Raw genomic sequence first — 12,198 nt, 5'->3', positions numbered from 1 at the left:
CATTTACACCACATTAGTTTTAAAAAATGAAAAAAAGCACCCTATTATTACTGGTTTTACTGAGTTGTAAAGGCTACAGTCAGCTGGATAAAAAATACTTCAAAAAGTTACAATCCGAAAGAGTTGTTTCTAGCAATTCGGTCGAATGGCAACAGTTTGGACCAGGAATGTCTGGTTATTGCGAAGAATATTGGTGCCATCCTACCAATACCAATGTCATGTTTATGTCGCCAGATATGTACAATAGCTACGGATCTTGGGACAACGGAAAGTCATGGCAAACCATCAAAGACAACGATGGAACTGGTCGTGAAATGCGTCGTGTGCAGGATATTGTTTTCTCGCATCAATCGGAGAATTTGGGTTACTCCATAAGTGTTCGTGGCGAATTATTCAAAACCACCGATTTAGGTCGCAACTGGGAACAAATAGACGATTTTCCGAGTAAAGGAAGGTATGCCGTTTTGACTGTTGACCCATCCAATGATAACAATTGGTATGCAGGTGCAGGTGATTTTTGGAATGTAAAAGCAAATCATAGAAGTCTAAACAATCCAAAAGGTGAAGTTGCCAAATATGCTTCTTACGGAAATATTTTGAAAAGTACAGACAAAGGAAAAACATGGAAAAAAATCACCAACGGTTTGCCTCCAACTTTGGATATCGGACGCATTATTGTGGACCCTACTAATTCCAAAAAAATAGTAATGGCAACTAGTTTTGGTGTGTATAGCAGTACGGATCAAGGAGAATCATGGAAAATGAGTGCCAAAGGTTTGCCGAATAATCTTCCGAGAGATTTGACTTTCTACTTTAATCCAAAAACCAAAGAGTATGTTTTATACGAATTGGAACAAACTTTTTATGAAGAAGACGGAAAAACAATCAAAGCCAAAGGCGGTATTTTTCAAAGTACCGATGGCGGTCAAAGTTGGACTTCCATCTCAGGAAACATTGCTTTAGATTATAACAAAATTTCAAGTTTTGATGCACAAAGAGGCTATTGGAAAACGATGTCTTTTTGGTTTGATAAACCAGAAAAGGAACTGAAAGAAAAGCATCCAGATTTGCCTACGCAAATGTTCAGTACTTTCAATCGAATTGTAGTGAATCCATTAAACAAAAATGAAGTATACATTTCGCATAACGTTAAACACGACAAAGCATTTGGCCCTGGAGATGTTTGGAAAACTGCTGACGGTGGAAAAAATTGGCTTGCAACTGCACGCACAGGAGTGGATTGGATGAAAGGGAAAGACGATGCCTACTGGCAATCTCGCAATAATCCAGTTGGTGTCAACACAACTTACGGCCATTTGCAAAAAGAAATGGATCATAAACCGGAGGTTTCAGGGAATCGTTTCATGCAAATTAATAACAAAGGCGAACTTTTTGTTTGTATCGAACAACAAATTTTACGTTCCAACGATGGCGGAAAAACGTGGATTCAGGTAGATGATAATGAAACCAAACCCGGAAGTGATCATTGGGTAGGTCGTGGTGGCAGTAATTTACCAGGTCGTTTTATGTTATTGGACACTGGTGTCAAAGGTCGAAAATTCTTCAGTAGTGGCGAACACGGCTTGTGGCAAAATGCTAATTTGGATAATTATCCAGACAAAAACGCAGTCGCTGTAAAACAAATAGAAGGGCAGTTGAATGAAAAAGGAGCAACATCTATTGCTTCGGTAGCGGTGCATCCAAATGACCCGAATACCATTTATATTATTATGTTTCGTCAAGACCATCGTGGTGCTTTGAGAAAATCTACCGATGGCGGAAAAACATGGAATGATATTGCAATCGCTTTTAAAGCGGGTGGAAATATTTCAAACAATGTTCTGCAATCGTCTTTGCTGATTGATTACAAAACACCATCGAATATTTATTTCAACACGATTGCCTCTCCGATTTCTGAAGTAGGTGGTCCTAAAGCACCATTTAGTGAACACGGAATTTTTACAAGTGCCGATAGCGGTTTGACTTGGACTCGAATCAACAAAGGATTGCCAACCGTAGGAGCAACAAAAGAAGCCATCAATGTGAGGCGTTTGGTTATGGATCCTGTAAATCCAAATATTTTGTATGCCACTTTGGTGCAGTCTGCTGATGGAAAAATTGATGGTGGCTTGTATAAATCGGTTGATAAAGGCGAAAACTGGGAAAAAGCAAAAACACCAAACGACATTATTGCGGTCAACAATCTTTTTATAGATAAAAAAACCAACGAAATGTTTATTTCCTGCGGTCGTGCTAGAGGCACGCAAGAGGAAGGCGGCGTTTGGAAAAGTAAAAATAACGGAAAAGATTGGGACAAGATTTTTGATATGCCCTATGTATGGCAAACCGAAGTTTCTCCAGTAGATTCCAATATTATTACCGTTGCAGTGGCAAGCCAAGACGAAAACAAGGGAGTAACTAGTTTGAACCCTGGAGCCTACTTGTCTAAAGATGCTGGAAAAACCTGGACTAAAATCAACAAGAATTTAGGACAACCTGATAGTGTGATTGACTTAAAACCGGATCCAGAAGATGCTGCTGTTTTATGGTGTGCTTTGAAAGGAAGCGGCTGGGCCAAAGCAATAATTAAATAATGTACAGTATTCAATTTCGATAAAAGAAAATGTCAACAAAGTGATTCAAAATAGTGTGATTCTTGCTTACATAGATTTTGGTCAAAAGAGGTCGAATTTACCTAGCTGTCAAAATTCAAATTGAATAAATCGTAGACTGTACAAATATTTATTCGAGCACTGAAAGCCATTAATGATAAAGATGCATTTCAAACAGATTCTTTCCTATTTAAAAAATTAAAAACAGATGAAACCATTTATAGTATTTACTACCTTATTTCTAGCAGCTCAAAGTCTTATTGCGCAAAATCCACTAGTGACCAAAATATTTACAGCAGATCCAACTGCCAGAGTTTTTGATGGCAAGTTATACGTTTACCCTTCTCACGATGTGGTGCCAAAAGAAGGTATTGAAGCACCTCGTTTTTGTATGCCCGATTATCATATGTATTCCTTGGAAAACGGAAGTACATGGAAAGATTATGGAGTTGTTTTAGATCAAAATCAAGTGCCTTGGGGCAAGAAAGATTCCTATGGAATGTGGGCACCCGATTGTATAAAAAAAGGAGATCTATATTATTACTATTATCCTGCAGAACCTGCCGATAAATCAGCATTTAGACGAATAGGAGTGGGGGTTTCCAAAAGTCCAACGGGGCCGTTCAAATGGGAGAAAAAGTATATCGAAGGAGTTTCTGGAATTGATCCTGGATTATTATTGGACGATGATGGAAAAGCGTATTTGTATTTTGGTGGTGGTAAAGAATTATTTGTTGCGCCATTGAAAGACAACATGAAAGAAATCGAGGGAAAACCAATTAAAATTGAAGGATTGCCAGCGGGTTACAAAGAAGGATCCTTTCCTTTTAAGTATAATAATCTTTACTATTTCACTTTTGCACATGTGTATCCTGAGGAAGGCTATAATATTGGATACGCAACTAGTAGTAGCCCAATGGGGCCTTTTGAATATCGTGGTAAGATTATGGATAATATAAGTAATGGAACCAACCATCATTCGGTAGTGAATTATGAAGGAAAATGGATTTTATTTTACCATTGGTGGGCTATCAGTGGACATAATAAATTACGTTCTATTCAAGCCGATTATATGGAATTTAAAGAAGATGGAACCATCAAAAAAGTAAAACCAACCTTAAGAGGTATTGGAAATCCAAAAATTGGAGATACCATACAAATTGATCGTTATAACGAAATAGACAAAGCACAGACTTCTTTTGTTGGAGGAAATGAACCTATAGGTTGGATGGTTTCTGATACTAAGAACATGAGTTCTGTGAAATTTAAAGGAGTCGATTTTGGTGATGGTACTGCCAAGAAAATTAAAGCACGATATGCTAGCGGACAACGTTTTGGCAATTTTGAAATACACCTCAAAGAGGCCAAAGGAAAAATGATTGCCGATTTCCCAGCAAAATATACAGGTGGGTGGAATTCTTGGCAAACTATCGAAACTAATTTGTTAGAAACCGTAACTGGAATTCAAGATATTGTCGTGGTTTTTAAATCTGAAAATGGCGCCGATAAAATTGTCAATTTGAATTGGTTATTATTAGAAAAATAAAATGAAAAACAACCTACTTATTACCCTAGCAGTAACGCTATCATTAGGTGTTGCTGCACAAAAGAAACCAAATGTTATTGTAGTATTAGCCGATGACATCGGACTTGGAGATATTTCTTATTATCGAAAAATGCATTCGAATGATATTATTGTCGAAACCCCAGCGATTGACCAATTGGCCAAAGAAGGAATGACTTTTACAGATGCGCATTCGCCAGCAGCATTGTGTGCACCAACACGTGCTTCAATTATGTCTGGGCAAAATTGCTACCGTAGTTATGCGCCTTGGGGAGTTTGGGGATCCTATCAACAGTCACCAATAAAAGAGGATCAATTGACTTTGGGTAAACTAATGAAATCAGGAGGATATCAAACCGCTTTCTTTGGAAAATGGGGATTCGGATCTGATTTTTATGAAAAAAATAACCCTACAAAAATTTATAGAGCGAATCGCGGTAAAGTAGAACTAGATGTAGACATCACTCGCATAGCAGGAAATGGACCCAAACAAAATGGTTTTGATTATAGCTATATGTTTCCTTCTGGAATTCAAAATGTGCCTTATGCTGCCTATGAAAACGAAAAATGGTCTCCTTTTCAAAAACATTCCAAAATCACCTTCATTTCTCAAGAGAATATGACCAAGATTGGGGTGAAGCTAGACAAAGACGAAGGTCTGGGGGATTCCAATTGGGATCCACACCATATGGGACCAAAGTTGATTGGAAAAGCAATAAATTTTATAGAAAACAGCTCAAAAGACAAACCTTTTTTTATGTATTACTGTGCGCTTGCGGTGCATTTGCCACACACGCCATCCGAGAGTTTGAATGGTAAAAAAATTGCAGGAACTACACCAAGTTCGCATTTGGATGTGGTCAAAGAACTTGATGTACAAATAGAAATGTTGGTACAAAGCTTGAAGAAAAAAGGTGTTTATGACAATACGATTATCATTTTTACCTCAGACAACGGAGGATTGCAAGTCAAAGAAGACAAGCAAGCAGGGCATCAATCCAGTGATATTTACCGAGGGAGTAAAAACCAACCTTATGAAGGCGGACACAGAGTACCTTTTATAGCTTGGTGGCCAGGACAAATCAAAGCCAAAACCATCAATACGACTCCTGTTTTAGGATTGGATGTGATGGCAACCTTGGCAGCAATTACCGACCAAAAATTACCTGAAAACCAACAAATTGATTCGGCTAACTTATTGCCATTATTATTAGGAAAAAATAAAGCCCCTGTACATCCTTATATAATGACACAATCCGGAACTTCCAAAGAAGGGGTGATTATCGAAGACGGTTGGAAATTGATTATTGCTTTCGATAAAAAAGACAAATCAGATACCACTAGAACACCGCATGCTTTGTTCAATCTTGTCGATAATGTTGAAGAAAAAGAAAGTGGAAACTTAATTAATGTTCCAAAATACAAAGTCAAAGTAGAGCAACTTTTTGCCGCTTTCAATGCCGCTAGAGACGGAAATAAACCAACAAAAAATTAACCAATTATGAAAAAAAGAACACTAACCCAATGGGCATTACTCTTGTTTTTGGGTGCATCATTAAACGGTCAAGCGCAAACTGCAATTGCTCCAGGACCTTTCAAAGCTACAGACGAATCTTTGGAAAAATATCAATATCCAGAATGGTTTAGAGATGCCAAATTCGGAATTTGGTCGCATTGGGGACCGCAAGCCGTGCCAAAGCAAGGCGATTGGTATGCCAAAAAAATGTACGAAGAAGGATCAGCAGATTACAAATACCATTTGGAGCATTATGGGCATCCGTCCAAAGTGGGGTACAAAGATATTATTAAGTTGTGGAAAGCAGAAAAATTCAACCCAGAACAATTGATGGCACTCTACAAAAAAGCAGGAGCCAAATATTTTGTGAGTATGGGGACACACCATGATAACTTCTTTTTGTGGGATTCCAAACTACACGATTGGAACTCTGTAAAAATGGGGCCTAAAAAAGACATCGTAAAATTATGGCAAGATGCCGCCAAAAAAGAAGGATTGAAATTTGGAGTTTCAGAACATTTAGGAGCGAGTTATACTTGGTTTCAAACCAATAAAGGAGCTGATAAAACGGGACCCATGGCCGGAATTCCGTATGATGGGAATGACCCAAAATATGTAGATTTATACCATAAAAAATTAGCTCCAGAGGACAAAGAATGGATGACGACCGACCCAGAATCGCAACAAGAATGGTTGTCACGCATCAACGAATTGGTGAATAACTACAAACCCGATCTATTGTACTCGGATAGTAAATTACCATTTGGTGACGTGGGTAGAGCCATGATTGCCAATTTTTACAATACCAATATCAAAGCCAATAACGGAAAACTAGAAGCGGTTTACAACTGTAAAGAAGACTCAAATGGAAAATGGGTCGAAGATATGGAACGTGGCGTAATGGACGAAATCAGTCCGTATCCTTGGCAGACCGATACCTCCATCGGAGATTGGTATTATAGAACAGGTCAAAAATATAAAACCGCTACTTATACCTTGCAAATGTTGTGCGACATTGTGAGCAAGAACGGAAACCTATTAATCAATATCGTTCAAACGCCAGAAGGAGATATCGAAGGAGATTTACTAAAAGCGCTAGACGAAATTGGTACTTGGATTGCCACCAATGGTGAAGGAATCTACGGTTCACGACCTTGGAAAGTTTTTGGCGAAAGACCAGTAAAAGCCGTAACGGTAAAAACGGCCAAATTTAACGAAAAAAACATCAAGTACGCCGAATACGATATTCGTTTTACAACCAAAGGAGAGAACACCTTGTACGCCTTCTGTTTGGAGCAACCCACCAAAGATGTCCGCATTAAGTCATTGGGTACAAACTCCAAATTGAACGACAAAAAAATCGCCAACATTTCGATTTTAGGAAGCAAAGAAAAACTAAAATGGAAAGTAGAAAACGAAGCTTTGGTCATCTCCAAACCAACCCAATTACCCAACTGGAGCGTAATCGGAATCAAAATCGAATTCAAAAAATAAACAGTTACAGTATTCCAAAAACACCAATCGATTCGGTTGGTGTTTTTTTGTTTAGGAGCAGAAGGATTGGTTTTCATAAGAGCAACTAGTCCTGCTCGAGGCTATATCTTTATGACCGAAAAAAGCCATAAAGGATGTCGCCGTGATCAGGGCTAAAATTGGATGTTTTTGTTTTTTTAATTACGTTTTGTAGGAATATTTTATATATTTGGGAAAGAAAAATACAGCGGAATTAGCCTTCGCCTAAATGCCTTTTATTGGTAGCTATGCGACGGTTTATTTCGGATATATACATGTTTATAGTAATGATAAATAACCCAAAATTTACGAAATAGACGCATAAAATTATCAGCTCATAATTGGTGACAATAAAATAAACTTTGACATTGATACTTACATCGATGATAAATCATTGTACATTGAAAGTGATTTAAAAGTAATTCAAGGGATAAAATTAACAATTATTGATTTTCCTAAAAATTTATTTTTTGATTTACATAGTTCAGATGGTTTTGGAACATTTTTTTTTTATGAGTTAGAAGTTGGTAAAGTAGATAATGATGTTGTTTTTCTTTTTAGGAGTAATCAACCAAATAAATATTGGGAAGGAAAATGGGGACTTTCAACATTCCTTGGTGGTTTGAATGAAATAATAAATGATAAAACAGAGGCAGAAGTTCATTCTTTAGACATTGAAGATGATTATAAAGAAATAGAAGTTAAATTTATTTGCAATGTAGATTTTGAATTTCACGATCAAATTTCAAAATATGCAAAGCTTTTAAATCAATATATAAAAAACACTGAAAGATTACTTTCAGGAGTTGTATGGCAAAAAGAATTTGAAACCAACGAAAAGTTATTTTGCACTGAATTACTTTATCCATTACTGCGTAAGATGAATTTTATAGATGTACGATTTACACACGGAACCCGTGAATATGGAAAAGATTTTACATTTTCAGAAATACCCCTGTTTGGTAATTTAAGACACTATGCAATACAAGCAAAAGCAGGAAATGTGAGAGGAAATGTAAAGTCTGAAATCGATGAAATAATCGGACAATTAGATGATGCCTTTTCAATGCCTTATTTCGAAGTTTCTGTAAATGAAAATCGATTAATAAATACTTTTATAGTTGCTATAAGTGGAAATTTTACAGAAAATGCAAAAGATAAAATTTCACAAAAAATACCTACAAATTTAAAAGGTAGCATATACTTTCTTGATAGAGAAAAAATTCTAGAATTAATTGAAAAATATTGGAAATAAGAATCACTACTGCCAATAGCTGTTTGCAAAAATGGTGAACCCCAACTAGCGCTCGTTTGTCCCACAATCTGGTGCTTGACTGCGTCGAGTACCTATTTACCTTAAGACCAAAAAACGTAGCGTTTGCAACGCGGCTCATTAATACAAGTTAAGATTTTTTGTGATTGAGAATTAGTTTTATAGTTGTTCGTACTTATTATGATAGCGTAAATAGTAAAGTCATATAGAAAATAAACCGCGTTGCAAACGCTACGACCGGTTTCCAAAATCAAAGCAAGAAGTCAACGTAGTCAAGCGCTAGGGATATGATGATTGTACGGGAACTGTAAACTTAGAGAATTAAAAAAAATGTATTATCTGGTTTCTAACCATAAAGCAAACCCATCTAGTTTGTCTCGCTGAAAGCGTCTCTAGATAGAGGAGCACCTTTGCTGAGACGCTTTCAGCGAGACAAAAATTGCGATTACTGTAGTCGTAAAACAGTATAGTCAAAAGTGGTTTGTTAAAATTATAACTAGACCAGCTCCCGCTCGTTTGTCCCACAACCTGGTGATTGACTGCGTCGAGTACCTATTTACCTTATGACCAAAAAACGTAGCGTTTGCAACGCGGCTCATTACTACAAGTTATGATTTTTAGTGATTGAAAATTAGTTTTATAGTTGTACGCACTTATAATGAGAGCGTAATTATTACAATCTTAAAGTAAATAAACCGCGTTGCAAACGCTACGACCGGTTTCCAAAATCAAAGCAAGCAGTCAACGTAGTCAAGCGCCAGAGAATGGTAATATGTTGGCTATTTTTTACGTGATTGCTTCCTTCGTCGCAATGACTTTGTAGATTTTGTTTTATTTTTAATATGACATGTATCCCAATAACCCTCCTGCTTGCTGGAGCATAATTGACCGCAAAATCTTGTATAAGTATCTCCCTTGTACACGCTAAAAGGATCTGCTGCAACTTAATTTGTAATAAACTCTATAGGTTGTAAATATAGTATTGGTAGAAAGTATGCCGATAACGCTGAAATGTTTAAAAAATAATAGTTTTTGAATGTAGGCTTGAACTCGACGCTCTCGTGTGCAAAATAAATTACCTAATTGTGGTAAACCGTAAAAACCTTGAGATTATTATTTTTACATTCGCCACGATTAAAATGGAAGCCAGAAACCATAAATTTAAACGGGGCGTAACTGAAAAGCCAAATGAGTAAGAAAAAAACAAAAAAGATGAGTTTTAAATTACTAACATTAGCATTATTAACATCTATTATTTCTTTTGGGCAGGAAATTAATTTTAAAGATTTGAGCAATTCTTCAAGAGGAGAATTTATATCATATGTAAGCCAAGACGATGCAACTTATAAAGTTGGCGATCGAATAAAAATTGGCGTTCCTTCATCAAATAAATCATTTGCTTTTATTACAGAAGGGGACGGCTTTTTGCTGCCAATCACAAATTTAACTGCTAGTTCTAGTGGACAAGAAACCGAAATTAAAAAGATTTTTGTTGTTGGTAACAAAAGAGCGGGATACACTGTTTCTTTTCGAACAAAAGGCATTACTGGATTATCAAACTACAGTATTCAGTTTGAAAATGCCTTGTCTACAGGTGAGGTCAAAGGATTCGGTAAAACAAGTGATGAGGCCTTGACAGAATTAAAAAAAGAAAAAGACAAATTAGATTTAGGTCTTATTACACAAGAAGAATTTGATAAATCAAGAGCTGAATTAGGTAAATTTATAAAGTAAACAACTCGTCCTCGTTTGTCCCAAAACCTGGTGCTTGACTGCGTCGAGTACCTATTTACCTTACGACCAAAAAACGTAGCGTTTGCAACGCGGCTCAGTACTACTAGTTTTGATTTTGTGTGATGGAGAATTAGTTTTATAGTTGTTCGTACTTATAATGAGAGCGTAATTATTACAATCTTAAAGTAAAGAAACCGCGTTGCAAACGCTACGACCGGTTTCCAAAATCAAAGCAAGCACTCGACGCAGTCAAGCGCTAGGGATATGATGATTGTACGGGAACTGTAAACTTAGAGAATTAAAAAAAATGTATTATCTGGTTTCTAACCATAAAGCAAACCCATCTAGTTTGTCTCGCTGAAAGCGTCTCTAGATAGAGGAGCACCTTTGCTGAGACGCTTTCAGCGAGACAAAAATTGCGATTATTGTAGTCGTAAAACAGTATAGTCAAAAGTGGTTTGTTAAAATTATAACTAGACCAGCTCCCGCTCGTTTGTCCCACAACCTGGTGATTGACTGCGTCGAGTACCTATTTACCTTATGACTAAAAAAACGTAACGTTTGCAACGCGGCTCATTACTACTAGTTACGATTTTTTGTGATTGAGAATTAGTTTTATAATTGTTCGTATTTATTATGATAGCGTAAATAGTAAAGTCATATAGAAAATAAACCGCGTTGCAAACGCTACGACTGGTTTCCAAAATCAAAGCAAGCAGTCAACGTAGTCAAGCGCCAGAGAATGGTAATATGTTGGCTATTTTTTACGTGATTGCTTCCTTCGTCGCAATGACTTTATAGATTTTGTTTATGTTCTATTATTAATATGACATGTATCTAAATAACCCACCAAGAGAAAGTCGTTTGTCCTTCAATCTACTACTTATCTGAGTCGTGTAGCTATTTAATTCCGCTAAATGGGGAAAAGTGAATCATTCAAACGGTTACCGATTTTAAATTTGTTTACTACTTATTCACAAACTAAACCCATCTAGTTTTTCTCGCTGAAAGCGTCTCTAGATAGCGTCTCAACAATGCTTGTACACTTTAAGCAACACAAAAAAGTTGCAGATACTACAATTAATTATTGAAGTGTCTATTCAATAATAGGATACTTAATAGCGCATAATTACTGTAACTATGTTTTGTAACATTTAAAATCTATAACTATAATTAGTCAAAAAAAAAGGACTCGTCTTTTTTTAAGAGGAGTCCTTTTATATTAATGACTTCATTTATCTATAAATATTTTGTCCTTGATTATCTCTCCAATATTGTTCAAGATAATCAGCATCTTCATCCGATATTGGATGAACTCCCATAACTACATGTCCATCATTGATACCATTTTCGTATATTTTGGCTCTATCCTCAGGAATCCCCGAACCAACAAGTGCACCAATAAGACCTCCCGCAATTCCGCCTGCACCTGCGCCAGCTAATCCTGCTGCCAGAGGTCCTGCAATAATTAACCCCAAACCTGGTATCACTACACTTGTACCAATAGCGGCAATTATACCTACTACAGCTCCAATAGTTCCACCAATAGCAGAACCTGTACCAGCAGTTTCAGCGGCTTTTGTACCTAATTCTGAATGATCATTTTTATCCGAATAATACTTAGTACGGGTATCATCCGACATTACAAGGTTAATATCATCCTTAGAATAACCTCTTTCTGTAAGTGAGTTATAGGCACGTTCTGTAGTTTCGCGATCAGCGAACATTCCTGTTAGCATAGGGCGTTTTTCAAAGTCCCTATTGTTTAGATTGTTTTCCATAATTTAATTTTTAAATGATAAGTTAATTTCAATGTTGTAAAATTAAATACTGCAATAAAAATTTTCCTATAGAATTTTAAACAAATCTTATAAAATTTTCATTTTAAAATAATTGTGGCTCTTCGCTTAAAATAGTGGAATTGCATTTTTAGGCATTTCCTAAATAATACACCATTTTTATGAAATTTCCTGAATTTCTATAACCT

General features: G+C 36.4%; 7 protein-coding genes. 6 read left to right on the top strand and 1 reads right to left on the bottom strand.

Annotated features, from left to right (window positions below; all coding sequences use genetic code 11):
• Positions 1-26: 26 nt before the first annotated feature.
• From M2326_RS14960 to M2326_RS14935, 6 genes are all read left to right on the top strand, one after another.
• Entirely contained in the window at positions 27-2,594 is a 2,568-nt protein-coding gene (locus M2326_RS14960) for a WD40/YVTN/BNR-like repeat-containing protein (protein ID WP_264620351.1), read from the top strand.
• Positions 2,595-2,820: 226 nt separating this feature from the next.
• Positions 2,821-4,158, top strand: a complete 1,338-nt coding sequence (locus tag M2326_RS14955) for a family 43 glycosylhydrolase (protein WP_264620350.1) — start codon at positions 2,821-2,823, stop codon at positions 4,156-4,158.
• 1 nt (position 4,159) lies between these two features.
• Complete coding sequence (locus M2326_RS14950; protein WP_264620349.1) at positions 4,160-5,671, top strand: sulfatase family protein; 1,512 nt, start codon at positions 4,160-4,162, stop codon at positions 5,669-5,671.
• Positions 5,672-5,677: 6 nt separating this feature from the next.
• Positions 5,678-7,186, top strand: a complete 1,509-nt coding sequence (locus M2326_RS14945; protein ID WP_264620348.1) for an alpha-L-fucosidase — start codon at positions 5,678-5,680, stop codon at positions 7,184-7,186.
• A gap of 412 nt (positions 7,187-7,598) precedes the next feature.
• A complete protein-coding gene (locus tag M2326_RS14940) occupies positions 7,599-8,459 on the top strand; it encodes a restriction endonuclease (protein WP_264620347.1) in 861 nt (286 codons plus the stop codon).
• 1,206 nt (positions 8,460-9,665) lie between these two features.
• A complete protein-coding gene (locus M2326_RS14935; protein WP_264620346.1) occupies positions 9,666-10,211 on the top strand; it encodes a hypothetical protein in 546 nt (181 codons plus the stop codon).
• Positions 10,212-11,446: 1,235 nt separating this feature from the next.
• Here the strand turns inward: M2326_RS14935 and M2326_RS14930 are convergent.
• Positions 11,447-11,992, bottom strand: coding sequence for a hypothetical protein (locus M2326_RS14930; protein WP_264620345.1), 546 nt, complete (start codon positions 11,990-11,992; stop codon positions 11,447-11,449).
• Positions 11,993-12,198: the final 206 nt, after the last annotated feature.

Source organism: Flavobacterium psychraerolatum, assembly GCF_025960985.1.
Classification (GTDB): Bacteria; Bacteroidota; Bacteroidia; order Flavobacteriales; family Flavobacteriaceae; genus Flavobacterium.
This window is presented reverse-complemented; position numbering and strand designations above follow the sequence as displayed.

Excerpts from the sequence above, each read along its gene's own strand:
- M2326_RS14960 (WP_264620351.1), top strand. The coding sequence starts at position 27 with ATGAAAAAAAGCACCCTATTATTACTGGTTTTACTGAGTTGTAAAGGC.
- M2326_RS14955 (WP_264620350.1), top strand. The coding sequence starts at position 2,821 with ATGAAACCATTTATAGTATTTACTACCTTATTTCTAGCAGCTCAAAGT.
- M2326_RS14950 (WP_264620349.1), top strand. The coding sequence starts at position 4,160 with ATGAAAAACAACCTACTTATTACCCTAGCAGTAACGCTATCATTAGGT.
- M2326_RS14945 (WP_264620348.1), top strand. The coding sequence starts at position 5,678 with ATGAAAAAAAGAACACTAACCCAATGGGCATTACTCTTGTTTTTGGGT.
- M2326_RS14935 (WP_264620346.1), top strand. The coding sequence starts at position 9,666 with ATGAGTAAGAAAAAAACAAAAAAGATGAGTTTTAAATTACTAACATTA.
- M2326_RS14930 (WP_264620345.1), bottom strand. The coding sequence starts at position 11,992 with ATGGAAAACAATCTAAACAATAGGGACTTTGAAAAACGCCCTATGCTA.